25 protein-coding genes are annotated in these 26,566 nt (G+C 42.7%); 21 read left to right on the top strand and 4 right to left on the bottom strand.

Annotation, left to right across the window (positions count from 1 at the left end; translation table 11 throughout):
- Positions 1-11: 11 nt before the first annotated feature.
- The 3 genes from recF to dnaA all read right to left on the bottom strand — a co-directional run bounded on the left by recF (position 12) and on the right by dnaA (position 3,812).
- Positions 12-1,094 (bottom strand): DNA replication/repair protein RecF, encoded by a 1,083-nt coding sequence (recF, locus tag ACRN9H_RS16215; protein ID WP_263189975.1) that lies wholly within the window; start codon positions 1,092-1,094, stop codon positions 12-14.
- 200 nt (positions 1,095-1,294) lie between these two features.
- Positions 1,295-2,395 carry a DNA polymerase III subunit beta gene (dnaN, locus tag ACRN9H_RS16210; protein WP_432306514.1) on the bottom strand — a complete coding sequence of 367 codons (1,101 nt, stop codon included), beginning with the start codon at positions 2,393-2,395 and terminating at the stop codon, positions 1,295-1,297.
- 19 nt (positions 2,396-2,414) lie between these two features.
- The gene (dnaA, locus tag ACRN9H_RS16205; RefSeq protein ID WP_432315104.1) at positions 2,415-3,812 is read right to left on the bottom strand and encodes a chromosomal replication initiator protein DnaA; all 1,398 of its coding nucleotides are present in this window, start codon (positions 3,810-3,812) and stop codon (positions 2,415-2,417) included.
- Between the two features lie 446 nt (positions 3,813-4,258).
- Here dnaA and rpmH point away from each other — a divergent pair, with 446 nt between their 5' ends.
- From rpmH to mnmE, 5 genes are all read left to right on the top strand, one after another.
- Entirely contained in the window at positions 4,259-4,396 is a 138-nt protein-coding gene (gene rpmH, locus ACRN9H_RS16200; RefSeq protein WP_006083827.1) for a 50S ribosomal protein L34, read from the top strand.
- A 15-nt stretch (positions 4,397-4,411) separates the two neighbouring features.
- Positions 4,412-4,768: a ribonuclease P protein component gene (gene rnpA, locus ACRN9H_RS16195; protein WP_432315102.1), complete on the top strand. Its 357-nt coding sequence runs from the start codon at positions 4,412-4,414 to the stop codon at positions 4,766-4,768.
- Positions 4,735-4,989: a membrane protein insertion efficiency factor YidD gene (gene yidD / locus ACRN9H_RS16190; RefSeq protein WP_076501674.1), complete on the top strand. Its 255-nt coding sequence runs from the start codon at positions 4,735-4,737 to the stop codon at positions 4,987-4,989. Before rnpA ends, yidD begins: the two co-directional genes overlap by 34 nt.
- 3 nt (positions 4,990-4,992) lie before the next feature.
- Complete coding sequence (gene yidC, locus ACRN9H_RS16185) at positions 4,993-6,621, top strand: membrane protein insertase YidC (protein WP_432315100.1); 1,629 nt, start codon at positions 4,993-4,995, stop codon at positions 6,619-6,621.
- 126 nt (positions 6,622-6,747) lie between these two features.
- The gene (mnmE, locus tag ACRN9H_RS16180) at positions 6,748-8,109 is read left to right on the top strand and encodes a tRNA uridine-5-carboxymethylaminomethyl(34) synthesis GTPase MnmE (RefSeq protein WP_432315098.1); all 1,362 of its coding nucleotides are present in this window, start codon (positions 6,748-6,750) and stop codon (positions 8,107-8,109) included.
- Between the two features lie 91 nt (positions 8,110-8,200).
- Here mnmE and ACRN9H_RS16175 read toward each other — a convergent pair whose 3' ends face one another.
- On the bottom strand, positions 8,201-9,748 hold the full coding sequence (locus tag ACRN9H_RS16175; protein ID WP_432315096.1) for a POT family MFS transporter: 1,548 nt from the start codon (positions 9,746-9,748) through the stop codon (positions 8,201-8,203).
- Between the two features lie 250 nt (positions 9,749-9,998).
- Between ACRN9H_RS16175 and mioC the strand changes: the two genes are divergently transcribed.
- The 16 genes from mioC (at position 9,999) to ACRN9H_RS16095 (ending at position 26,306) form a co-directional block, all read left to right on the top strand.
- Positions 9,999-10,439 carry an FMN-binding protein MioC gene (gene mioC / locus ACRN9H_RS16170; protein WP_394474597.1) on the top strand — a complete coding sequence of 147 codons (441 nt, stop codon included), beginning with the start codon at positions 9,999-10,001 and terminating at the stop codon, positions 10,437-10,439.
- A gap of 439 nt (positions 10,440-10,878) precedes the next feature.
- Positions 10,879-12,768 (top strand): tRNA uridine-5-carboxymethylaminomethyl(34) synthesis enzyme MnmG, encoded by a 1,890-nt coding sequence (gene mnmG, locus ACRN9H_RS16165; RefSeq protein ID WP_432315093.1) that lies wholly within the window; start codon positions 10,879-10,881, stop codon positions 12,766-12,768.
- Between the two features lie 116 nt (positions 12,769-12,884).
- The gene (gene rsmG, locus ACRN9H_RS16160) at positions 12,885-13,505 is read left to right on the top strand and encodes a 16S rRNA (guanine(527)-N(7))-methyltransferase RsmG (RefSeq protein ID WP_432315091.1); all 621 of its coding nucleotides are present in this window, start codon (positions 12,885-12,887) and stop codon (positions 13,503-13,505) included.
- A 74-nt stretch (positions 13,506-13,579) separates the two neighbouring features.
- Entirely contained in the window at positions 13,580-14,368 is a 789-nt protein-coding gene (locus tag ACRN9H_RS16155; protein WP_263189966.1) for a ParA family protein, read from the top strand.
- A gap of 9 nt (positions 14,369-14,377) precedes the next feature.
- On the top strand, positions 14,378-15,256 hold the full coding sequence (locus ACRN9H_RS16150) for a ParB/RepB/Spo0J family partition protein (RefSeq protein WP_432306516.1): 879 nt from the start codon (positions 14,378-14,380) through the stop codon (positions 15,254-15,256).
- Positions 15,257-15,479: 223 nt separating this feature from the next.
- The gene (locus ACRN9H_RS16145) at positions 15,480-15,863 is read left to right on the top strand and encodes an ATP synthase subunit I (protein WP_220773637.1); all 384 of its coding nucleotides are present in this window, start codon (positions 15,480-15,482) and stop codon (positions 15,861-15,863) included.
- Positions 15,864-15,875: 12 nt separating this feature from the next.
- The gene (gene atpB, locus ACRN9H_RS16140; RefSeq protein WP_220773638.1) at positions 15,876-16,697 is read left to right on the top strand and encodes a F0F1 ATP synthase subunit A; all 822 of its coding nucleotides are present in this window, start codon (positions 15,876-15,878) and stop codon (positions 16,695-16,697) included.
- A 36-nt stretch (positions 16,698-16,733) separates the two neighbouring features.
- Entirely contained in the window at positions 16,734-17,009 is a 276-nt protein-coding gene (gene atpE, locus ACRN9H_RS16135) for a F0F1 ATP synthase subunit C (protein WP_220773639.1), read from the top strand.
- A gap of 28 nt (positions 17,010-17,037) precedes the next feature.
- Positions 17,038-17,508 carry a F0F1 ATP synthase subunit B gene (atpF, locus tag ACRN9H_RS16130; protein WP_220773640.1) on the top strand — a complete coding sequence of 157 codons (471 nt, stop codon included), beginning with the start codon at positions 17,038-17,040 and terminating at the stop codon, positions 17,506-17,508.
- A 15-nt stretch (positions 17,509-17,523) separates the two neighbouring features.
- Positions 17,524-18,057, top strand: a complete 534-nt coding sequence (atpH, locus tag ACRN9H_RS16125) for a F0F1 ATP synthase subunit delta (RefSeq protein WP_220773641.1) — start codon at positions 17,524-17,526, stop codon at positions 18,055-18,057.
- A gap of 14 nt (positions 18,058-18,071) precedes the next feature.
- A complete protein-coding gene (gene atpA / locus ACRN9H_RS16120) occupies positions 18,072-19,613 on the top strand; it encodes a F0F1 ATP synthase subunit alpha (protein ID WP_220773642.1) in 1,542 nt (513 codons plus the stop codon).
- A 50-nt stretch (positions 19,614-19,663) separates the two neighbouring features.
- Positions 19,664-20,524 carry a F0F1 ATP synthase subunit gamma gene (atpG, locus tag ACRN9H_RS16115; protein ID WP_432315089.1) on the top strand — a complete coding sequence of 287 codons (861 nt, stop codon included), beginning with the start codon at positions 19,664-19,666 and terminating at the stop codon, positions 20,522-20,524.
- 35 nt (positions 20,525-20,559) lie between these two features.
- On the top strand, positions 20,560-21,951 hold the full coding sequence (atpD, locus tag ACRN9H_RS16110) for a F0F1 ATP synthase subunit beta (RefSeq protein ID WP_220773644.1): 1,392 nt from the start codon (positions 20,560-20,562) through the stop codon (positions 21,949-21,951).
- Between the two features lie 36 nt (positions 21,952-21,987).
- Positions 21,988-22,416, top strand: coding sequence for a F0F1 ATP synthase subunit epsilon (locus ACRN9H_RS16105; protein WP_220773645.1), 429 nt, complete (start codon positions 21,988-21,990; stop codon positions 22,414-22,416).
- Between the two features lie 196 nt (positions 22,417-22,612).
- Complete coding sequence (gene glmU, locus ACRN9H_RS16100) at positions 22,613-23,977, top strand: bifunctional UDP-N-acetylglucosamine diphosphorylase/glucosamine-1-phosphate N-acetyltransferase GlmU (RefSeq protein ID WP_432315087.1); 1,365 nt, start codon at positions 22,613-22,615, stop codon at positions 23,975-23,977.
- A gap of 217 nt (positions 23,978-24,194) precedes the next feature.
- Positions 24,195-26,306 carry a TonB-dependent receptor gene (locus ACRN9H_RS16095; RefSeq protein ID WP_432315085.1) on the top strand — a complete coding sequence of 704 codons (2,112 nt, stop codon included), beginning with the start codon at positions 24,195-24,197 and terminating at the stop codon, positions 26,304-26,306.
- Positions 26,307-26,566 lie beyond the last annotated feature (260 nt).

The following is a 26,566-nucleotide window of genomic DNA, read 5'->3' as shown; positions in this document are numbered from 1 at the left end:
TCTCTCAATGGTTATTCAATTACCGTTACACGTCCCTGTTCCACATGGAACATCCTACTAGGAGGCGTGTGTAACGAATCGACTATTGCAGCAGGATCTATGGCGGTCACAAACACTTGTGCTCCGGTATCCGTTAACTGCTTAAGCAATAGCTGTCTATGCTGTGCATCCAACTCGGACGGAAGATCGTCCACAAGATAAATACTGTGTTTATCTATTTGTTGTTTGAGCAACTTTCCCTGTGCAATACGCAGTGCACAGACTAATAATTTTAATTGACCACGGGACAGGGCATCCTGCGCTGGCAAGGTGCCTACACGAAGTCTAAGGTCAGCTTTATGGGGACCGCTGACGGTATGACCTGTGGCCAAATCTCTGGAATATTGATTTTCGAGTAGTTCAGCAAAATCCGTTTTACTATCCCAGCCGCGCGTAAATGAAACCTTCACATCTACACTCGGTAAAAACTCCCCGATTATACCCTTAAGTAGCTCATTTAACGAGTCTACATAATGGTTTCGTATTTCGGTAACCTGCTCGGCATAACGCACAAACTCTTGGTCCCAAAATTGAATATTGCTATAGGTCGAACCATTTCTAAGCAATTGATTTCTTTGTTTAAGAACTCGTCTAACATTCACCCAAGCAGTATAAAACTGTGGGTCAGCATGAAATGCCCCCCAATCGATAAATTGTCGACGGGATTTTGGGCCTTCAAACAGTAAAGAAAAACTTTCAGGTGTGATCACTTGGATGGGTAAGGTTTCAGCCAATGTCGATAAACGTTTGACTTTTTCGCCATCAATTTTCACTTCTGTCTCACCACTACGAAAGCGTCGTAAACCGATTTTACTGTCGCCGCGCACTAAGTTTAACGTGGCAAATAAGGTTAATTTATCATCATCGTTATTAATCACGCGCTGGGATAAATGGCTGCGAAACGAACGCCCCATACCGAGAAAATAAATAGCCTCTAGAATACTGGTTTTGCCGCTGCCATTTTGGCCATAGATCAAGTTAATCCCCGGAGCAGGCATTAGCTGGGCAGACTGAATGTTACGAAAGGCTTCGATATTAAGACGGGTCAGGCTCATGCATTACTCATAGCGTTGCGTAAACGGCATATACAAGGACTCATAGCACTTAGCATATCGAGCTCCGCTGCTGACCGCCAAGATTATTGGTAACTGAGTGAAGGAATAGCCAATGCTGCATATTAAACATAACGCCGCCCTTAGGCGGCATCTACATTAAAGACAGAGGGACTGACACGGGTAATATAAAAATGAAGAGTTTATAAACGCATCGGCATAACCACATACATGGAATCTTCTTCCAAGTGGTTTTCGATTAAGGCGCTGGAGTTACCATCAATCAGCGTGATACGCACATCGTCTGACTTAAGATTGTTAAGCACATCAAGTAAATAACTCACGTTAAAGCCAATTTCTAAGGCTTCATTATTGTATTCAACATCGATGATCTCTTCAGCTTCCTCCTGTTCAGGATTATTAGCGGTGATCTTGAGCAAACCATTTTCGAGTTGAATGCGTACGCCACGGAATTTTTCATTGGATAAAATAGAGGCACGTGTCAGCGCTTGCTTTAAGTGATTACGACTCGCAATCACAATTTTATCACCGCCCTTGGGCAGTACACGGCGATAATCAGGAAAACGACCATCCACTAATTTACTGGTAAAAACGGTATTGGCCGTGGTGGCACGAATGGCGTTATCACCAATAGCTATCGTGATATCAAGATCATCCGACTCTAATAAACGTGCCATTTCCATTATGCCTTTACGCGGCACAATAACTTGTTTTTCAGGTAATTGCGCTTCAATAGTGCGATGACTCAAGGCTAAACGATGGCCATCGGTCGCAATCGCACGCAAAGTATTACCTTCGGTTTCAAACAATAAACCGTTGAGATAATAACGCACATCTTGGTTAGCCATAGAAAACTGCGTCGAATCGATAATCGACTTTAGCATGCCCTGCTTTATGCTAAATTCAATCTCTGCTTGGAAAGCTTCAACGTTAGGATATTCTTCAGCGGGCAAAGTCGCTAATGAAAAACGGCTGCGACCTGAACGCAATAACCATTTGTTATCTTGTTGTTCGACTTTTAATTCGCTTTGTTCAGGTAAAGATTTAACAATATCGAGTAATTTTCTAGCCGGCACCGTAGTGCGACCTTCTTCTATATCACCGTGAACGACGGCTTGGCCCACGAGTTCAACTTCTAAATCTGTACCGGTCAATTTAAGTGTGTGACCACTTACTTCTACAAGAAGATTCGACAAAATTGGCACATTATGACGTTTTTCAACGGCGCCACACACCAATTGTAACGGCTTTAATAGGGTGTCCCTATCAATTGAGAATTTCATCGTGTCCAAATTCCTTGTTTTAAGAAGATAAAGTTCTAATTAAATTAGCATAATCTTCTTTTATATCGTGGCTCTCTTCCCGTAGCTGAGCAATCTTACGACAGGCATGCAATACAGTGGTGTGATCTCTACCACCAAAAGCATCACCAATTTCCGGCAAGCTTTGGTTAGTTAATTCTTTAGATAACGCCATTGCCACTTGTCTTGGCCGCGCGACACTGCGTGAACGGCGCTTAGACAACATATCAGCCATCTTAATCTTGTAGTATTCCGCTACGGTTTTCTGAATATTGTCTATAGTGACTAATTTTTCTTGAAGTGCCAAGAGGTCACGTAAAGCTTCACGAACAAAATCAATGGTAATTGGTCGACCGGTGAAGTTAGCGTTAGCAATAACGCGGTTTAACGCCCCTTCCAGTTCTCGCACGTTTGAGCGTAAACGCTTAGCAATAAAGAAGGCCACTTCATCGGGTAAATTAATACCACTCTCTTGTGCTTTACGCATTAAAATCGCGACACGGGTTTCTAACTCGGGTGGCTCAATAGCCACTGTTAAACCCCAACCAAAACGCGATTTTAATCTATCTTCAACGCCGTCGATTTCTTTTGGATAACGGTCTGATGTCAAAATAATTTGGTGATTACCCTCAAGTAAGGCGTTGAAGGTATGGAAGAATTCTTCTTGGGATCTGTCTTTATTGGCAAAAAATTGAATATCATCGATAAATAACGCATCCACGCTACGGTAGTAACGTTTAAATTCTTCGATCGCATTATTTTGCAGTGCTTTAACCATATCCTGCACAAAACGCTCTGAGTGCATATAAACCACTTTAGCATTGGGATTATTTTTGATGATCCCGTTACCTACAGCATGCAACAAATGCGTCTTACCCAGACCTGTACCACCGTACAAGAATAATGGGTTATAAGCTCCGCCAGGATTTTCAGCCACTTGCATCGCTGCAGCCTTACCTAATTGGTTTGATTTACCTTCCACGAAGTTATCAAACTGGTAGCTTGGATTAATGTTACTGCGATGATTGGCATTCGCCATAGGCTCAGCTTGGACATTAAATGTCGTCCCAACTGTCGCTTTAGTTTGGGTGTTTTGGGTATAAGGAGTCCGAGTTGGCGCAATAGGTGCCGGCACACTGGGCTTTTTTGCCGAAGGGCGACTACCAATATCAAAACGTAATTTAGGCGCATCATTACCCATTTGTTCAATAAAGAACTGATTAATGATATTGATGTATTTATCTCTGACCCAATCAAGCACGAAGCGGTTGGGCGCATAAAGCACCAGAGTATCACCATCCATTTCAGCTTGTAACGGTCTGATCCACATACTAAACTGCTGAGCAGAAAGCTCATCTTGCAGACGTCCGATACATTGTTGCCAAAGTGAAACCGCCACTTAGTTATCCCCAAAAGATCATCAAAAAAGAGGTGTATTCTATAGCGAGATCTCAATGATCGCCATCCTTAAAAAATATTTATCCCCAGCGAGATCATTCTGCTTAAAACTTGTCGATCATCAAAGATCTAAAACGATCCTTTTATTCTGCACTAAGCGCAAATCCTGCTTTATTAAGCGATCCACATTGATCTATAATGGCGGCCCTTAGATCGACTCGAAGATAAGCTTCACTACTATATGTAGTGTCTGTGCACAGAGTTATCCACATCTTATAGTGTATTTTGAGGATTAATCTAAGGACTCGCTGGCAGAAATAAAATACTTACTTACTTTCGTTGTTGACGGGGCTCAGTAAAGTGATTACAATTCGGCCTCTTTTTTGCCCTTACCTCTAACTTTGGAGATAAGGATATATTCACTAATAACAAAGACGGATTGCCATCATGAGTAAACGTACTTTTCAACCTAGCAACCTGAAGCGCAAGCGTTCTCACGGCTTCCGCGCTCGTATGGCTACTGTAGGCGGCCGTAAGGTGCTTGCACGTCGTCGTGCGAAAGGTCGCGCTCGTTTATCTGCTTAATAAGTGGGTAACTAGTTGACTAGCTATACCTTTACGCGGGAGTTACGTTTGTTAACTCCCGCGCAATTTAAATCTGTATTTTCCAATCCCATCAAAGCATCTTCTGCTGAAATTACCTTGCTCGCTATTCCTAACTCGGAACAACATCCGCGTATGGGCCTTACTGTTGCTAAACGCTATGTAAAACGCGCTAACCAACGCAACCGTATTAAACGCGTAATAAGAGATAGTTTTCGCTTAAATCAACACGACATTCCTCATCTTGATATTGTTGTGCTTGTCAGAAATGGCGTGATGGAAATGGAAAACGCTGAAATCAACAAATTGATAGAAAAGCTATGGCGCAAACTCAGTCGCCGCTACAATGGCTAGCGACCACGTTTATTCGTGGCTATCAGGTATTCATCAGCCCTATACTGGGCCCTAGATGCCGTTTCAATCCCACCTGCTCTCACTACGCTATTGAAGCAATAAAAGTGCATGGAACCGCGAAAGGTTGTTGGTTTGCATTGAAACGCATATTAAAATGTCACCCTTTACATCCCGGCGGTAGTGATCCCGTCCCCCCTAAAAATGACAGGTGTAATAAATAGGCTATGGAATCTCAACGCAATATATTGCTCATAGGACTACTGTTTGTCAGCTTTTTGCTGTGGCAACAGTGGCAAACGGATAAAGCTCCTAAACCCGTTGCAACCGAATCGTCATTAGTGGCGAATGCGGCAAACTCACACAGTGCCGATGTTCCAGAAGCTGATACTGGTGTGCCTGCTGTAGCTGTGACTGAAAATGGTAAACTTATTACCGTAAAAACCGATCAGTTAGATGTTCAGATTAATCCAGTCGGTGGCGACATCGTTTTTGCGGCATTAGTTTCGCATAAAATGGAGCTCGATAAAGAGCAACCATTTGTATTGCTTGAGCAAACGAAAGATTTCACTTATATCGCCCAAAGCGGTCTAATTGGTCGTGATGGTATCGACAGTAGTGCAAAAGGTCGTGCGCAATTTAGCACTACAGCCACTGAATATACGTTAGCTGAAGGCCAAGACACCTTAGAAGTGCCATTAACCTATGTGGCTGACAATGGCGTAACTTACACTAAAGTATTTGTATTCCATCGCGGTAAGTTTAACGTCGATGTTGATTATAAAATCAATAATACTTCAGCAACACAGTTACAAGTTCAGATGTATGGTCAGATTAAACAAACCATTAAACCGTCTGAAAGCAGTATGGTTATGCCAACCTATCGTGGCGCAGCATTCTCGACGCAAGATGTGCGTTATGAGAAATACAACTTTGATGACATGGCAAAAGGCAACCTGAACCAAGCGACATTGGGCGGTTGGGCAGCCATGCTACAACATTATTTCGTTTCAGCTTGGATCCCACCGGCTACCGACAGTAATACTATTTTCTCTAGTGTTAGTGCCGGCGGTTTAGCAAATATTGGTTTCCGCGGCGCGGTATACGATATTGCACCTGGAGCAACTCAAGAGATTAGCTCACAGTTCTATGTTGGTCCTAAAGATCAAAAAGCACTGTCTGCAATCTCTGAAACCTTAAACCTAGTTGTCGATTACGGTTTCCTATGGTGGCTAGCGGTTCCAATTCACTGGTTACTGATGTTCTATCAGTCATTCGTTGGTAACTGGGGTCTAGCAATTATCCTGATCACCTTAACCGTTCGTGGTTTACTGTTCCCGCTAACAAAAGCGCAGTACACCTCAATGGCGAAGATGCGTAACCTGCAACCTAAACTGACAGAGTTGAAAGAACGCTTTGGTGATGACCGTCAAAAGATGGGTCAGGCCATGATGGAACTGTATAAGAAAGAAAAAGTTAACCCTATGGGTGGCTGTTTACCTATTATTTTACAGATGCCAATCTTCATTGCCTTATACTGGGTATTGTTAGAAAGCTTCGAACTACGTCATGCACCATTTATGTTATGGATCCACGATTTATCGGTACAAGATCCATACTACATATTGCCGTTGCTGATGGGTGTGTCGATGTTTGTGATGCAGAAAATGCAGCCTATTGCACCGACAATGGATCCAATGCAAGTGAAAATGATGCAATGGATGCCAGTCATCTTTACCGTATTCTTCCTGTGGTTCCCATCAGGTCTAGTGCTGTACTGGTTAGTAGGTAACATTGTTGCTATCACGCAACAAAAGATTATTTATGCTGGCCTTGAGAAAAAAGGCTTAAAATAAGCCTAAGATTTCCAAGACTCTAGCGCATCGTTACATATTAATATGAACGATTGACACTAAAAGGCGGCTTAATTGGCCGCCTTTTCCTTTATATGATTAGTAGACATTAGCTGGGTGGGTATTCTTGTGACAACTGACACTATTGTGGCTCAAGCCACCGCGCCCGGACGTGGCGGCGTTGGCATCATTCGAATTTCAGGCGACAAAGCCTTTGATGTCGCTATGGCCGTATTAGGTCATCTTCCTAAAACCCGATATGCCGATTACTGCGATTTTAAAAGTGCATCGGGACAGGTGATAGACCAAGGTATTGCGCTATTTTTTAAAGGACCTAATTCCTTTACTGGCGAAGATGTACTTGAACTGCAAGGCCACGGTGGCCAAATCGTTCTCGACATGCTGATCAAACGTGTAATGGAAGTCGGTGGCATTCGTATCGCAAAACCGGGTGAGTTCAGTGAACAAGCCTTTATGAACGATAAGCTCGATTTAACCCAAGCCGAAGCGATTGCCGACCTTATTGATGCCACGAGTGAGCAAGCCGCTAAAAGCGCGCTGCAATCTTTGCAGGGCGAATTTTCTAAGGAAGTCCACGAGCTGGTGGACCAAGTCACTAACCTACGTCTATACGTAGAAGCTGCAATTGATTTCCCCGATGAAGAAGTCGACTTTTTAAGTGATGGCAAAATTGCCAATGCACTCTATAAAATCATCGACAAACTCGACGTAGTGCAAGCCAGTGCGAAGCAAGGTTCTATTATCCGCGAAGGCATGAAAGTCGTGATTGCGGGTCGTCCTAACGCCGGAAAATCCAGCTTATTAAACGCCTTAGCCGGTAAAGAATCAGCTATCGTGACCGAAATTGCCGGAACAACACGGGATGTATTACGTGAACATATTCATTTAGATGGTATGCCACTACACATTATCGATACCGCAGGCCTGCGTGATACCACAGATACCGTAGAACAAATTGGTATTGAGCGCGCATGGAATGAAATTAATACTGCCGATCGCGTACTGTTTATGGTTGATGGCACCACAACTGCCGCCGTGGACCCGCATGATATTTGGCCAGATTTTGTCGATCGCCTGCCTTCTAATTTGGGCGTGACTGTGATTCGCAATAAAGCCGATCTCACGGGTGAAGACTTAATGATGACCGAAGAACAAGGTTATAGCGTCTACCGGATCTCGGCTAAAACAGGCTTAGGAGTTGAAGAATTAAAGCAACACTTGAAGTCACTCATGGGTTATCAAAGTAATCTCGAAGGTGGCTTTATCGCCCGTCGTCGCCACTTAGAAGCCCTTGAATTAGCCGCAGGACACCTGCAACTAGGTAAAGAACAGTTAGAGGTTTATTTAGCTGGAGAGTTACTGGCAGAGGAGCTGCGTATGTGCCAATTAGCATTATCAGAAATCACTGGCCGCTTCACTTCAGATGATTTACTTGGCAAGATTTTTAGTTCTTTCTGTATCGGAAAGTAATTAATATTAATCAGAATCCCCTATAAATCAGCCCATATAATATGGGCTGATTTTATCTAAGTAACCAATATTCCCATCCGCTAACTCCGGCTTAAGCTTGTCGGTAATGATCTTGCATCTGATAGGTTCTTGCATAAAGAGCAAATATCAATGCAGCGCAAATAGCAAAAACAGCAAAGAAAAACATTTGAAATGCGGTAATGCTAATGCCCGTTAAAGCGATTTGTTCAGTCACCGCAGGGCTTTTTACACTGACGTTCGCGAGCAATACCCATAAGTTACCGACGGTCACCGATAGTGTCCAAAAACTCATAATGGTGCCCTTCATCGCCTTAGGCGCTTGGCTATAGGCAAACTCTAATCCCGTAGAAGAGACTAAAACCTCACCAAACGTTAGCAAAGCATACGGTAGAATTTGCCAAAATATTGATAATACCGTTCCCCCATCCATCACTAATTGAATACTGCCAACGACTATCCAGCTCACACCTGTAATCGCAATTCCCGCTCCCATTTTACGCAAAGCCGTTAATCTAACTCCCATGCGCTCAATCGCCGGATAAAGCACAAAGTTATTAAACGGGATCAATATCATCACTAATAATGGATTCAACGCTTGCATCATGGCAGGTTCAAACCATTGCGGCTTAGACATGTCATTAGCTTGCAGTATCCAAGTTGACGCTTTTTGGTCGAACAAAGACCAAAAAGGTGTCACTAACGCAAACAATACTAAGATACGTAATACAGAACGTACCCCATCGACGGCGGTATCAGGGTGAATCCCTTTAGCTCGCTCGAGTTGTAATGCGGCGCCAGCGCCCACAAATCCCATCACTAACACTAAGGCGCTACATAACCCCGCAACTATGCCTAAAGTAGGAATATTCACTAAAGCATATGCTGCTGACATAATTCCGATTAAGGCTAATACCAAACCAATATTGGACTGGCCCACGACCTTAGTTAGTAACGCGGTACGGATCACAGGCAAAAAACCATGGGGGTTTTTAGGCTCGGGTGGCATATGCACATAACGTTTACGCCCTAACCAAAAGAACACAGTTGCAATAAACATCAACACACCGGGGATTCCAAATGCCACCGCTGCGCCATAATATTTCAACAATAACGGCATAGATAATGAGGCAAAAAAGGAACCAAAGTTAATCGTAAAATAAAATAGATCAAACGCTTTCTGCGCCAATGTTTTATTAGTTTGATCAAATTGATCTCCCATAAAAGAAGAAACCAACGGCTTAATCCCACCCGAACCGAGCGCAATTAAAAATAATCCCGTATAAAAACCTTGAATACTGTGTTCAAAAATAGCCAAAAATGCATGACCAACACAATAAATAAGGCTTAACCACAGGATAGTATTGTATTTACCAAAAAAACGATCGGCAATCCAACCACCGAGTAACGGAAAAAAGTACACACCAATGACAAAGGAATGGAACACATCCTTAGCCATAGTTCCACGCAGTTCTTCTGGAATAGATAACAAAAGTGCTGTCATCAAGAATGGGGTAAGAATATTCCGCATACCGTAAAAGCTAAAACGTTCACAAGCTTCACTGGCTATGATGTAAGGAATTTGCCGTGGCCACTGGGGCGCATTTACGGGTGTTGTCATGGATTATCCTATTATAATTATTTGATTTTAAATGAAATTAACTTTTTAAATATATTAATTATCTATCAAGAAGCTAAAAGTAACATGTAAGCGAAACCAACCTTATATAAAGGATGCAAAAACTGCAAAAATCACGTATTGCTTCTGTGGTCCTATCCACATTTCCTTTATGATGAACATAATAATAGCCATTCAGCTATCTATTTAATTGAAATTAGTTTTAAAAACAACAACACACTGAGAAATAATAATGGCAAAGATTGAAGTAATCGTTGGTACAACATTGGGCAGTGCAGAGTATGTTGCCGACGAAATGATGGCCCAATTAACGGAGCAAGGACACCAAGTTCAAGTTCATTTAACCCCGACATTGTGCGAAATAGACACCCATGCACTGTGGATTATCGTATCATCAACTCACGGAGCGGGTGATCTTCCAGATAATATTCAGCCTTTTTTCAACGAAATTACCGAGCAAAAACCGGATCTCAGCCAAGTCAACTTTGCCTTATGTGCAATTGGTGACTCAAGTTACGATACCTTTTGCCAAGGGCCTGAAAAATTAATTTCAGCGATTCAAGAGTGCGATGCAAAAGCCTTTGTGGATAAGATCCAGATCGATGTGCAACTCGATCCTGTACCAGAAGACCCAGCGCTTGCATGGTTAGCACAATGGCAACAGGATATTTAAGATCGCGTATTAGATAAGACCGCGATCTATGTACAGTTTAGATCATAGTTACCCACAATTTACTTATTTTAAGTATAAATCTGTGGATAACCTATTATTTAGATCTGATCAACCTCTGTACTATTCACACTCCGATCTGCTTAATGATCCACCTTGTGGATAAGTAGCCGATCTATCCCCATGTTTAATGCAGTTAGATCGCGAACAGATCACAGGTTCAAGATCGTGCTAAATCATGATTAATAAAGAGAATTAGGCTTATACACAGAAAATGGCGATCCTAATAGTAAACATAATAAGAAGATCTATATAAAGATCTTAAGATCTATTAGTCCGGATCAACTCGATCGAACAGCGTAAAATGATCATTCACCTATCGCAAAGCAAGTGCTAAAATATCCAGCTCGTACTGAGTCTTTTAGCAATTGAAGGTAGTGGCATGAATTTTCATGAACGGTTTGATGTTATTGTTGTTGGTGGTGGTCATGCCGGAACTGAAGCAGCATTAGCCGCAGCAAGAATGGGATCAAAAACATTATTACTAACGCACAATATTGATACGTTAGGGCAAATGTCATGTAATCCAGCGATCGGTGGTATTGGTAAAGGTCATTTAGTAAGAGAAATTGACGCCCTAGGCGGTGCAATGGCAATCGCAACCGATTATGCAGGGATCCAATTTAGAACCCTAAATTCAAGCAAAGGCCCTGCAGTACGAGCAACACGAGCACAAGCTGACCGTGCATTATATCGTCAAAAAATCCAAAATATATTACAAAACCAACCTAATTTACGTATTTTCCAACAAGCCGTTGATGACTTAATTGTTGAAAATAATCAAGTCGTTGGCGTAGTAACCCAAATGGGATTAGCCTTTGAATCACCGACAGTTGTACTGACAACTGGTACATTTTTAAGTGGTAAAATTCATATTGGTTTAGAAAACTACAGCGGTGGCCGTGCAGGCGATCCACCAGCTATTGCTTTAGCAAACCGTTTACGTGAATTACCGATTCGAGTGGGTCGCTTAAAAACAGGTACACCGCCACGTATCGATGCCAACACAATCGACTTTTCACAAATGGCTGAACAGAAAGGTGATTCTCCCTTACCTGTCATGTCATTTATGGGAGATGTCAGTCATCACCCAAAACAAATTTCTTGCTGGATCACTCATACCAATGAAAAAACCCATGAGATAATTCGTGGTGGTTTAGACAGAAGCCCTATGTATTCAGGGGTTATTGAAGGTATTGGTCCACGTTACTGCCCTTCGATTGAAGATAAAATCCATCGTTTTGCAGATAAATCTTCACATCAGATCTTCATAGAACCAGAAGGATTGAATACAAATGAGATCTATCCTAACGGGATCTCTACTAGCTTGCCTTTTGATGTGCAATTAAATTTAGTTCGTTCGATCCAAGGTATGGAAAACGCTGAGATCATGCGTCCTGGTTATGCGATTGAATATGATTACTTCGATCCTAGAGATCTAAAAAATTCATTAGAAACCAAAGCTATCAACGGGTTATTCTTCGCTGGCCAAATCAATGGTACAACAGGCTATGAAGAAGCTGCTGCGCAAGGTTTATTAGCCGGCATGAATGCATCACTGCAAGTGCAAGGCAAAGAAGCTTGGTGCCCACGTCGAGATGAAGCTTATTTGGGTGTTCTGGTCGACGATCTATCAACTTTAGGTACCAAAGAACCGTACCGTATGTTTACTAGCCGCGCGGAATATCGTTTGTTACTTCGTGAAGATAACGCTGATATTCGTTTAACGGCCAAAGGTCGCGAATTAGGTTTAGTCGATGACACCCGCTGGGCGGCATTTAGTGAAAAACTGGAATCTATTGAACTTGAGCTACAACGTTTACGCGCTCAATGGGTACATCCAAATTCGCCTTTGATCACTGCGTTAAACCCACACTTAAATACGCCGATCTCCCGTGAAGCGTCATTTGAAGAATTACTGCGTCGTCCTGAAATGGATTACAGCAAATTAATGCAGATCGAAGGTTTTGGTCCAGGACTTGAAGATCCGCAAGCGGCTGAGCAAGTACAGATCCAAGTAAAATACTCAGGCTATATTCAACGTCAGCAAGAAGAGATCAACAAAGCTGTACGTAATGAGAACACTGGCCTACCTTTGACGCTCGATTACAAAGAAGTACCAGGCTTATCGAACGAAGTGATTGCTAAGTTAAATAACCATAAACCAGAAACCATAGGTCAAGCGTCACGGATCTCTGGCGTTACTCCTGCGGCTATTTCAATTTTATTAGTCCATCTCAAAAAACGTGGCTTATTACGCAAGAGTGCGTAAAAGCTGTTTAATCGCTGGTTAGGACATAGAAGGGAAGCATTCAGGCTTCCCTTCATCGTTTTCGGGCTTCATAATAGCCTTCGCGTTCATAATTGTATCTTTGTTGAGGTTGCTCAGTGTTATCTGCCCAGTTAGAGGCTTATTTAGCCGAAATAAATCTGCCCGCAACCGTCGAGCAGAAAAAACAACTAATTGATTTTGTTGGCATGCTCAACAAATGGAATAAAGCCTATAACCTTACCGCGGTTAGAGATCCTGAAGCTATGTTAATTCGTCATATCATGGACAGCTTAGTGGTTTCAAAACATCTGCAAGGTGAGCGTTTTATCGATGTGGGTACTGGACCCGGGTTACCGGGCATCCCGTTAGCGATTATGAATCCAGATAAACAATTTGTGTTATTGGACAGCTTGGGTAAACGTATTCGTTTTCAAAAACAAGTGTCTTTTGAATTAAGTATTCATAACATCAGCTCAGTTGAAAGCCGCGTAGAAGCTTATCAGCCTGAGCAAAAGTTCGACGGTGTATTAAGTCGTGCATTTGCTTCAATCCAAGATATGCTGACTTGGTGCCATCATCTACCCGCTGAACATGGGCAGTTTTATGCCCTTAAAGGCCAGTTGAATGATGAAGAAATGCAACATATTCCGAATGGATTTGCAGTGAAAGAAGTTATCGATCTTAAAGTACCTAAACTCGACGAACAAAGACATTTATTGAAAATAATCAAAGAATAACAGGCTTGAAAGTGATGAATAAATTCATTTTTAAGCAAGGGCAATAAACCAGCATTTACATACAGGGTGATATTGTGGGTAAAGTAATTGCCGTGGCTAACCAGAAAGGTGGCGTAGGAAAAACAACTACTTGCGTTAACCTCGCCGCTTCGTTAGCAGCAACAAAACGTAAAGTATTATTGATCGATCTCGATCCCCAAGGTAATGCCACTATGGGGAGCGGCGTTGATAAATATGAAGTAGAAAATACCGCCTACGAATTACTGGTTGAAGACAAACCCTTCGACGAGCTCGTGATTAAAAATACTGCGGGTAAATATGATCTTATTGCCAGTAATGGTGATGTGACAGCAGCAGAAATAAAACTGATGGAGTTTTTTGCTCGCGAGGTGCGTTTACGCCATGCGCTAGCACCGATCAAAGATCAATATGATTATATCTTTATCGACTGCCCTCCTTCATTGAACATGCTGACGGTAAACGCTATGTCAGCTGCTGACTCAGTACTCGTGCCAATGCAGTGTGAATACTATGCCCTTGAAGGTTTAACGGCACTGATTGATACCATTACTAAGCTTGCCGCAATGGTCAATCCAGGACTTGGTATCGAAGGGATTTTACGTACTATGTATGATCCGCGTAATCGTTTATCTAATGATGTGTCCGATCAGCTAAAACAGCATTTTGGTGACAAGGTGTATCGTACTGTAATCCCGCGTAATGTCAGGTTGGCTGAAGCGCCGAGCTTTGGGGCTCCAGCAATGTATTACGATAAATCGAGTGCTGGTGCTAAGGCATATCTGGCACTTGCGGGTGAAATGATCCGTCGTTCAGAACAACAAACTCAGGCTAAGCAAGCGTAAAGGATCACCATGACGTTAAAGAAAAGAGGATTAGGCAAAGGGCTAGATGCCCTACTGAGTAACAGCCATGCCGCTAGTAAAAAACACACAGAAGAAGCTGATTTTGTAGAAAAAAAAGAAGAGCTTATCCATCTCGATTTAGACTTATTACAACCGGGTAAGTATCAACCGCGTAAAGATATGTCCCCTGAAGCGTTAGAAGAACTGGCGCACTCTATTCGCAATCAAGGCATTATTCAGCCCATCGTTGTGAGACAAGTGACCAATGATATGTATGAAATCATTGCTGGCGAACGTCGCTGGCGTGCAGCCCAACTTGCTGGTTTACATAAAATTCCCTGTATTGTAAAGCAAGTGCCCGATGAAACCGCGGTTGCTATCGCTTTGATTGAAAATATCCAGCGCGAAGACTTAAATGCCATGGAAGAAGCCATTGCATTGCAACGTTTGATGCAAGAATTTGAACTAACTCACCAACAGGTTGCCGATGTTGTGGGAAAATCGCGAGCGAGTGTATCTAACTTGTTGCGTTTAAACGGTTTAAATGAGCCGGTAAAACGATTACTTGAGTATGGCGATATTGATATGGGCCATGCACGCGCTTTGTTAGCTATTGAGGGAGAGGAACAAACCAATCTTGCGAGATTGGTGGCAGCTAAGGAGTTAACCGTTCGTGAAACTGAACGATTAATTAATCAAACCTTAAATCCGCCTAAACAAGCCGAAACTACGACTAAAGATCAAGATGTTTGTCGTTTAGAGCAGCAGTTAATTGAAAGATTAGGTGCCAAAGTTTCTATTGCTCACAGTAGTAAAGGAACTGGTAAAATTGTAATTAACTATCAGAATCTCGCTGAATTAGACGGGATTCTTAGCAAAATACATTAATGTCTGTAGATTAACTGTTTTTAATGTAAATTTGTGACATATGCAAATATTACATTTTACATGTTTGGTATGAGATAACATTAAAAGTGCTGTTTTTCCTCATCTCAAAGTTGCAATGAAGGCGTTAAACGGTATACTTTCGCAAGCTTTTTGTGCATCGAGTAAATACGGATATTTGTCATCCGGTCATCGAAACAAAAAGTAAGAATGCGGAGATGATGAATTGAGTAAGGTTTTAGCGCGTCGTGGCCGGTGGTCAGCCTATAAATTGGTGATGATGCAGGCGGCGGTCGCTGGGGGTGCTTCAATTCTCTTTTTCGCTGTGTGGGGAGTTCAGTTTGGCTATTCTGCATTAGCAGGTGGTTCAATCGCTGTACTCCCTAATTTTGTATTCGCAACCCTCGCTTTCTCCCATTCGGGGGCGAGTTCATCAGGAAAAGTCGTAAAATCATTTTTTCTGGGGGAAGCGATAAAGTTGCTGTTAACTATCGTATTATTTGCTTTAGTGTTTGGCACGCTAAAGGTGCTTTTTGCTCCTTTGTTTGCCTGTTACGCACTATGTCTCATAGTACCTTTTGCTGCTTCTTTATACTTCAAGCAAAATTAAGTGAGATTAATCATGGCGACAACTGGTGAAGTATTAAATGCTTCCGAGTACATCCAGCATCACCTGACTAATGCGAAAATGTGCTCTACCGATGGTGGAGTTGCTTTTAATAATGCATGTCAAGATGCTGGTTTTTGGACTTGGCACATTGACTCACTTTTGTTTTCAGCAGGTCTCGGGGTTTTGTTTTTATGGTTATTCTATAAAACAGGACAAAAAGCCACCACTGGTGTTCCAGGTAAATTTCAATGTTTTATTGAAATGTGCGTGGAAGGTGTCGATAAAATTGCAAAAGATTCTTTTCATGGTCGTAATGTAGTTATCGCTCCGTTAGCTCTAACAATTTTCGTCTGGGTTTTTTTGATGAATTTTATGGATCTAATCCCTATTGACTTTATACCTGAGGCCGCAAACAGATTTTTAGGTGTTCCTTATCTTAAGATTGTACCCACTACTGACTTGAACGTCACTTTAGGCTTGTCTCTAAGTGTGTTCGCGTTAATTGTGTTTTACAGCATCAAAGTTAAGGGGATTGGTGGGTTCGTTAAAGAACTTACTATGCAACCTTTCAATCATTGGGCACTGATTCCTGTTAACTTTATTTTGGAAACTGTGACCTTGATTGCTAAGCCCATTTCATTGGCGCTTCGTCTGTTTGGTAACCTGTATGCAGGTGAGTTAATTTTTATTCTGATTGCACTAATGCCTTGGTGGGCTCAGTTCGCACTTTCAGTGCCTTGGGCTATATTCCATATTTTAATTATAGTGCTTCAGGCCTTTATTTTCATGATGCTGACGATTGTTTATCTAAGCATGGCACATGAAGATCATTAATTTAATTAAGAAAATTAGATATTAATCGGAGATAAAATGGAAACTGTAATTAGTTTTACGGCAATCGCTGTTGCTATCATGATTGGCCTAGCTGCATTAGGTACTGGTATTGGCTTTGCTATCTTAGGTGGTAAGTTTTTAGAAGCTTCTGCTCGTCAACCTGAACTAGCTTCATCTTTACAGATTAAGATGTTCATCGTAGCGGGTCTTCTAGATGCGATCTCTATGATTGCAGTTGGTGTTGCATTATTCTTCGTATTTGCTAACCCATTCTTAGCTCAGTTCTTAGAGAACGTAGCTAAACTTGGCTAATTTTAGCACCCTGTAAGGAGTTGTCGTTATGAATATTAACGCTACCCTGCTAGGCCAAGCTATTTCTTTTGCGCTCTTTGTGTGGTTTTGCATTAAGTTCGTATGGCCGCCATTGATGAATGCGATCGAAGAGCGCCAGAAGAAAATTGCTGATGGTCTGGCTGATGCCGGCCGTGCTGCCAAAGATCTTGAGTTGGCTCAAGCAAAAGCGACTGAGCAACTAAAGGAAGCTAAGGTAACTGCTAATGAAATTATTGAGCAAGCTAATAAGCGTAAGTCTCAAATAGTAGAAGAAGCAAAGGCTGAAGCTGAAACTGAACGAGCTAAAATACTCGCTCAAGGTAAAGCTGAAATTGAGAACGAACGTAATCGCGTGAAAGATGACTTGCGTAAGCAAGTTGCTGTTTTGGCCATTATTGGTGCAGAAAAAATTCTTGAGCGTTCGATAGATCCTGCCATCCACAATGACATAGTTAATAAACTAGTCGCTGAAATTTGATAAGGGAGTTGAGTTATGGCTGAATTAACCACCATCGCTCGCCCTTACGCAAAGGCAGCTTTTGATTTTGCGGTTGAACAGAATGCAGTGGATAGCTGGGCAGAAATGCTTAAGTTTGCGGCGTTGGTAAGTGAAAACGAAACCATACAACCACTGCTAGCTGGCGCATTAGCCAGTAAGCAACTTGCAGACCTCTTTATTGGAGTGTGCGGTGAGCAAGTCAACGAGCAAGGTCATAATCTGATTAAGGTGATGGCTGAAAACGGTCGTTTAGTGATACTGCCTACAGTATCGCTACTTTTTGCTGAATACCGTAATGAGTTAGCAAAAGAAGTTGAAGCCGATGTGGTTTCTGCTACTGAGTTGAGTTCTGAGCAACAGCAGCAAATTAGTGTTTCTTTAGAGAAACGTCTCGCACGCAAAGTTAAGCTGAACTGCAGCATAGATGCATCGCTTATTGGCGGTGCCATTATTAAGACAGGTGATCTAGTCATTGATGGCTCGATACGCGGTAAGTTATCGCGCCTGTCTGATAAGCTACAGTCGTAATTGGGAGTTTAAGCATGCAACTGAATTCCACTGAAATCAGCGATCTGATTAAACAGCGGATCGAGCAGTTCAATGTTGTCAGCGAATCTCGTAACGAAGGTACTATCGTTGCGGTAAGTGACGGCATCATCCGTATCCACGGCTTAGCCGATGTGATGCAAGGTGAGATGATTGAACTGCCTGGTAACCGTTTTGCAATCGCGTTGAACCTTGAACGTGATTCTGTCGGTGCCGTAGTAATGGGTCCTTATGCTGATTTAGCAGAAGGCGTAAAAGTGAAAACAACTGGCCGTATTCTGGAAGTTCCAGTTGGTCGTGGTCTATTAGGCCGTGTTGTTAACACTCTAGGTGAGCCAATTGACGGAAAAGGACCTATCGATAACGATGGTTACTCGCCAATTGAAGTTATCGCACCTGGTGTTATTGAACGTCAGTCTGTTGATCAACCAGTACAAACTGGTTATAAAGCCGTTGATGCCATGATCCCTATTGGTCGTGGTCAACGTGAATTGATTATTGGCGACCGTCAAACTGGTAAAACAGCAATGGCGATCGACGCAATCATCAACCAGAAAGATTCTGGCATTAAATGTGTGTACGTCGCGATTGGCCAAAAAGCCTCTACTATCGCTAACGTAGTGCGCAAGCTAGAAGAACACGGTGCTTTGGCTAACACTATTGTTGTTGTTGCAACCGCTTCTGAAGCCGCTGCTCTACAATACTTAGCACCTTATTCTGGTTGTTCTATGGGTGAATACTTCCGCGACCGCGGTGAAGATTCTTTGATCGTATACGATGATTTGTCTAAGCAAGCAGTTGCTTATCGTCAAATTTCGTTACTGCTCAAGCGTCCACCAGGCCGTGAAGCTTATCCTGGTGACGTATTTTATCTACATTCTCGTTTATTAGAGCGAGCATCACGCGTTAACGTGATTTATGTAGAGAAGTTCACTAAAGGTGCTGTAACAGGTAAAACCGGTTCGTTAACCGCGTTACCTATTATTGAAACACAAGCGGGTGATGTATCTGCATTCGTACCGACCAACGTAATTTCAATTACTGATGGTCAGATCTTCCTTGAGACTGATTTGTTTAACTCAGGACTTCGTCCGGCAGTTAACCCTGGTATTTCTGTTTCTCGTGTTGGTGGTGCGGCTCAGACTAAGATCATCAAGAAACTGTCTGGTGGTATTCGTACCGCACTAGCACAGTATCGCGAGCTTGCTGCGTTCTCGCAATTTGCATCTGATCTTGATGATGCAACACGTGCTCAGCTTGAGCATGGCGTGCGTGTTACCGAACTGATGAAACAAAAGCAATATGCTCCAATGAGCGTAGCCGCTCAAGCTGTGTCTATTTTCTCAGCTGAAAAAGGTTACCTGAAGAGTGTTGCGCTAAACAAGGTCGGTAATTTCGAAGCCGCTTTGCTCTCGTTCATGAACAGCGAGCATGCTCCTTTAATGAAGCTTATTAATGATACTGGCGATTATAATGCTGATATCGAAGCTGAATTAAAAGCTGGCCTCGACAAGTTCGTAGCAACCCAAACCTGGTAACAATGATAGAGGTGTCTTAAGACACCTCAGGTCCAGATTGGAGAGTAGAGATGGCCGGCGCTAAAGAGATTAAAACCAAGATCGCGAGTGTTAAAAACACTCAGAAGATCACGTCCGCCATGGAAATGGTGGCAGCCAGCAAAATGCGCAGAGCGCAGGAACGCATGGTTGCAAGCCGTCCATACGCGGAAAGCATACGTAAGGTGATCGGTCACGTAGCGCAAGGTACTCTCGAGTATAAACACCCCTATTTAGAGGTGCGAGAGGCTAAGCGGGTTGGTTACATTGTAGTTGCAACCGACCGTGGCCTTTGTGGTGGTCTGAACGCTAACCTTTTTAAAAAGGTAGTGTTAGATATGAAAAACTGGAAAGACCAAGGTGTAGAATTTGAATTTTGCCCCATTGGCGCACGTAGTGTGCAGTTTTTCAAAAGCTTCGGTGGACAAGTGTCTGCTCACGCTTCAGGTTTAGGCGATGCCCCAAAGCTCGCTGACTTGATCGGGACAGTCAGTGTTATGTTAGAAGCTTACAACGAAGGCAAACTGGATCGTCTGTACATAGTATTCAACAAATTTGTGAACACTATGACCCAGACTCCTGTGATTGAGCAGCTGCTACCTTTGCCTAAATCAGAAGAAGAAGCAGCTAAATATCCTTGGGATTATATTTATGAGCCCGATCCAAAAACACTTTTGGATGCATTATTGGTTCGTTATATTGAGTCTCAGGTATATCAAGGTGTTGTTGAAAACGTTGCGTCAGAACAAGCTGCCCGTATGGTGGCAATGAAAGCTGCAACTGACAACGCTGGTGAGCTAATTAATGATTTGCAATTGGTCTATAACAAGGCCCGTCAGTCTGCTATTACGCAGGAACTGTCGGAAATTGTTTCTGGTGCCTCTGCGGTTTAGGTTAGGTAACGAATACAAGTTTTAGAGGATTAATCATGAGCACAGGTACTGTTGTCCAAGTGATTGGCGCGGTTGTGGACGTAGAGTTTCCACAAGATGCCGTACCTCAAGTCTATGACGCTCTGAAAATCGTAGGTGAAGGCCCTTGTAATGGTTTGGTGCTGGAAGTTCAGCAACAGCTAGGTGGTGGCGTAGTACGTACCATCGCTATGGGTTCTTCTGACGGTCTGCGTCGTGGTCTTGAAGTAGCAAACTCAGGTTCACCTATTTCTGTTCCGGTAGGGGTTGCAACCCTTGGCCGTATCATGAACGTATTAGGTGAGCCTATCGATGAAGCGGGTCCTATTGGTGAAGAAGAGCGTTATGAAATTCACCGTAAAGCCCCTTCATATGAAGATCAATCGAACTCTACTGAACTATTAGAAACAGGCATCAAGGTTATCGACCTTGTTTGTCCGTTTGCTAAAGGTGGTAAAGTCGGTTTGTTCGGTGGTGCGGGTGTTGGTAAAACAGTTAACATGATGGAACTGATTAACAACATCGCTAAAGCTCACTCGGGTCTTTCTGTATTCGCCGGTGTAGGTGAGCGTACTCGTGAAGGTAACGACTTCTACTACGAGATGAAAGATTCTGGCGTTCTCGACAAAGTGGCCATGGTTTATGGTCAGATGAACGAGCCACCAGGAAACCGTTTGCGCGTTGCACTGTCTGGTCTGACTATGGCAGAGAAGTTCCGTGATGAAGGTCGTGACGTACTGTTGTTTATTGACAACATCTACCGTTATACCTTAGCTGGTACTGAAGTATCTGCATTATTAGGGCGTATGCCTTCTGCGGTAGGTTACCAACCAACATTGGCTGAAGAGATGGGCGTTCTGCAAGAACGTATCACTTCAACTAAGTCTGGTTCTATTACCTCTGTACAAGCAGTATATGTACCTGCGGATGACTTGACCGATCCGTCACCAGCAACAACCTTCGCTCACTTAGATGCGACTGTTGTATTGTCACGTCAAATTGCTTCACTGGGTATTTATCCAGCGGTTGACCCATTGGATTCGACTTCACGTCAATTAGATCCATTGGTTGTTGGTCAAGAGCATTATGACGTTGCTAACGGCGTGCAAACTGTACTGCAACGTTACAAAGAGCTGAAAGATATTATTGCGATTCTGGGTATGGATGAATTGTCAGATGATGACAAGACTATGGTATTCCGTGCTCGTAAGATTGAACGCTTCTTGTCTCAGCCTTTCTTTGTAGCAGAAGTCTTTACTGGATCTCCTGGTAAGTACGTTTCTCTTAAAGACACCATCCGTGGCTTTAAAGGTATTTTGGAAGGTGAGTTTGATCACCTGCCAGAGCAAGCGTTCTACATGGTTGGCTCTATTGACGAAGTCATAGAGAAAGCTAACAAAAAAAAATAACTAAGTAGTATTACTTAGTTTTTTAAGGAGAACGGGATGGCAGCCATGACAGTACATCTTGATATTGTGAGTGCAGAAAGCAGTATTTTCAGCGGCCGTGTAGAGAGTTTACGAGTAACGGGTGTTGAAGGTGAGTTAGGTATTTTACCTGGTCACGCTCCTCTGCTAACGCAAATTAAGACTGGCATGGCGCGCATTGTCAAACAAGGCGGCAATGAAGAAGTGTTTTATCTTTCAGGTGGTTTACTGGAAGTACAACCTTCTTCAGTTTCTATATTGTCTGATGTGGTTATGCGTGCCAAAGATATTGATGAGCAAGCGGCATTAGAAGCTAAGCGTCGTGCAGAAGCCCATATGGTAACTGCTGGTGCTGACTTTAATTATGACGCAGCTATGGTTGAGTTAGCGAAAGCAATGGCTCAATTACGTGTTGTTGAAACCATCAAGAAAAACATTGCCAGATAAGGTTATTGTTTGTGAAAAGAGGCGACCATAAGGTCGCCTTTTTTGTACGTAAAATTACAGTACTACACATATTGCATGTGTTGATTTATCCATCTGACTATCCACTTCGCTTTTAAATGTACTTTCCGTTAAAATTGCGACACAAAATAGACCTTAGTTTTTTCACCCTCTTGGGTATTTGTTCAAGGATATGGTAATGGCATTAAATGTAGTGATCTTAGCGGCTGGTAAGGGAACACGGATGCGCTCAGATCTTCCTAAGGTTTTACATCCTATTGCGCATAAAAGTATGGTGCAGCATGTTATCGATACGGCTAAAAGCTTAGGTTGCGATACGATCCAACTAGTCTATGGTTACGGTGCCGACAAACTACAAGCCGCGCTCGGTGAGCAGGATGTGCAGTGGGTATTACAGGATGAGCAGTTAGGTACTGGCCATGCGGTGGCGCAGGCAAATCCCAATATCAATGATGATGATACAGTGCTTATTCTTTACGGTGATGTACCGCTGATCCAGCAATCAACATTAACTGCCTTATTGGCAGCACGACCTGAAAACGGTGTGGCTGTGTTAACGGTGAATCTAGCTAACCCTATAGGTTATGGCCGTATTGTTCGTGAGCATGGCAAGGTTATTGGAATTATTGAACAGAAAGATGCCAGCGCTGAACAGCTACTCATTAATGAAGTTAATACCGGCATTATGGCGGTTCCAGGTAAGCAGCTCAAAGGCTGGCTTAGCCGCTTGTCGAATAATAATGCCCAAGGCGAATATTATCTAACCGATATTATTGCTATGGCAAAAAACGATGGTGTGGATATTGATACTGCCCAGCCACAATCCGCAGTAGAAGTCGAAGGCGCCAATAACCGTGTGCAATTAGCGCAGCTCGAACGTGCTTACCAAGCCCGTGAAGCGGAAAAACTCATGTTGGCAGGGGCGAACCTTCGCGACCCAAACCGTATCGATATCCGTGGTGAAGTCACCGTCGGTATGGATGTGATGATCGATGTGAACGTCATATTTGAAGGCAAAGTGACCTTAGGTAATAACGTTACTATTGGTGCTGGTGCGATTTTAATTGATTGCGAGATTGCCGATAACGCTGAAATCAAACCTTACTCTATTATCGAAGGTGCGAAACTTGGTGTTGCAGCCAGTGCTGGTCCCTTTGCTCGTTTGCGCCCGGGCGCTGAACTTAAACAAGATGCGCATATCGGTAATTTTGTTGAAGTGAAGAAAGCGATTATAGGTGTGGGCTCTAAGGCTGGACACTTAGCTTATTTAGGCGATGCGATTATAGGTGATGGCGTGAATATTGGTGCGGGTACTATTACCTGTAACTATGATGGCGCCAATAAACATCTTACTGTGATTGAGGACAATGTTTTTGTTGGCTCTGATACTCAGCTGGTGGCTCCGGTCACTATTGGTAAGGGGGCAACCTTAGGTGCAGGTTCTACCATTACCCGTGATGTGGCTGAAAACGAATTAGTGATCACCCGCGTTAAACAAAAACACCTTACGGGTTGGCAACGTCCAGTCAAAATTAAAAAATAACCTTATAAAACTGATTCCCGAAAAAGCGGCTATATGCCGCTTTATTGTTGTTTAGCATTAATTGCTATGTTTTAAGGTTTGATTAATGAAGTGGTGCTGTTGTTTTTCGATAATTTAGAGATATATCACACGCGATTGTAAATTCATGTAAAGAACTTTAAATAAAAACACTTCTCATTTATATTGCCTGCAATTTATAAGACTTGAGGTGTTGGCAATGATATTTAAGTATTCAGGTGTAGGTTTAGCAGTATGGGCGGCACTCAGTGCTATGCCTGTTTTGGCAGAAGATGCCGCTGCAGATAAAAATCTTAAAGAAGAAAATATTGAGCGTATTAATGTCACTGGCCGTACTTTTAATGATTATAAAGTCGGTACAGCCTCAGGTGCTATGCGCGGTGATATTGATTTAATGGACACGCCACAGTCAGTCAATGTTATTCCTGACTTTGTGACCGATGAACAGCTTGCCACTAACCTAGCTGAAGTGTTGGTTAATGATTCAAGTGTTACTGCGGGCACGACCCGTTGGAACCGTCAAGTTTTTAGTATCCGCGGCTTTGAATTAGATTCTGGCAATGGTTACCTCATTAATGGCCATCAACAATGGTCTCACTATGTACAACCTATCGAAACCTTGCAGCAAGTCGAAGTATTAAAAGGCCCTTCAAGCATGTTGTATGGTCAATCTGGCCCTGGCGGTTTAGTGAACATGGTCACTAAAAAGCCAACCTATGATTCTATGCTCGATTTAGGTTTTGATACCGATGGTTATGGTTCTACTCGTGCTCAATTAGATGCGGGTGGTAGTTTAAATGAAGCGCAAAGCATTCGTTACCGTACGGTATTAGTTAAGCAAGATACAAAATACTGGCGTGAATATTCCGCTAATGACGAGAATCAAGAGCGCGACCGTTGGTTAGGCTATCTCAATATGGAATTTGACCTAAGCGATGATGTATTGCTGTCGGTTAAATACGATCATACTCAAGATAAAGCCGGTATTGATGCGGGTGGTTGGTTAGATAAACAAGGCAATGTTGTTGGCAATCGTAAAACCGTTTGGGATGCACCTTGGGCCTTTACCGATAATACCGTGTCGAACTTAGGTGCCGATCTAACTTGGCACATGAGTGACAACTGGAAAGTTAAAGGTGGTTATAACGAACAACAGTTTGATCGCCAGCGCTTTGATTCTGCTCCGCAATATACCGTTGATCCGTTTACCAAAGGTTATAGCATTAAACCATTTGACCGTTACGATGATTGGCAGCATAAAACTGCTTACGTTGATTTCACGGGTGAATTTACTTTGGCAGGAATGGATCATCAACTGCTGATAGGCGCTAACTATTTAGATTATTTCTATCAACAGCAAATTCAACGTGGTGCTACCCAAATTGTAACGCCAGGCCAGCCTGTTGTTAAACCAGATCTGGATTATCACTCAAAACCTAAAGGCGATGCGAGTACCTATAAGTATTATGGTTTCTATCTGCAGGATTTAATGACGCTCAATGAGCAATGGAAACTGCTTGCTGGCGTACGTTACGACGAACAGAAAAAAGATGGTGAAGGTGAAAACAGTTATGCCGTGTCGCCTAAGTTTGGCGTGATTTACTCGCCAATGGCTAATGGCAATATCTACGTTAACTATTCAAAAAGTTTCACTCCGCAAGGTGCTGTTAATAACGAGTTCGATGTCAATAACGATCTAAACTTAAAGCCTGAATACGGTATTCAGTATGAAGTGGGTACTAAGTGGGAATTGTTTGATGATAGATTGCTGTTTACCGCAGCAGTGTTTGATATCACATTAGAAAACATCACTATTTCAGAAAAATTATCCTCACCCATAGGTGATTATACTGACATCACAACTCAAGGTGGCGAGCAAAAACACCGTGGTTTTGAAATGGGTGCTCAAGGTCAGTTAGGTGATAGTTGGTTTGTTACCTCATCAATGATGTATTTAGATGCTGAATATCAAACGGGTGATGCCCGAGAAGGTAAAACACCTATTGATGCCCCTGAGTGGTCAGCCAATATCTGGACCCGTTATGAGTTATCTGATGCATTAGCCTTTAACTTTGGTGCCATTTATGTCGGTGAACGTTTTGCTGATTTGGATAACACTATCACCAAAGACGGTTATGTGCGTTTTGATATCGGTGCGGCATACACTATGGATATCATGGGTAAAGATGTGAGCCTTCGTGCCAACGTTAGAAACTTATTCGACACTGACTATATTGATGGTGGCCAATACAACATGGTCACTATCGGCCAAGATCGTAACTTTAGTGTCGCTGTTGAAGCCAAGTTCTAATATTTATTAAGGTTTGATTTTGTAAAGGCAGCTTCCCGTAGTGGAAACTGCCTTTTTTATTCGTGTTAATCTGTAATCACTGGATTCTACACCTCAAAAAACACTCGGTTCTGCGAGAAAGATCGTTTCAAAAAACTAGGGTCTGTTGATCTTTCGAGAGTGATTTTTAGACAGCATGACAAGACGTTATAATTTGCTTCGCCAAAAGTAACCATAACCTCAAGCCATGCCAAGACTTATGCTAACCGATGAACGCTGGG

Source organism: Shewanella sp. MF08487 (genome assembly GCF_050848685.1).
In the GTDB taxonomy this organism is placed as follows: Bacteria; Pseudomonadota; Gammaproteobacteria; order Enterobacterales; family Shewanellaceae; genus Shewanella; species Shewanella glacialipiscicola.
Note: the sequence above shows the minus strand (reverse complement) of the source record. Positions and strands in the feature narration are given on the sequence as shown.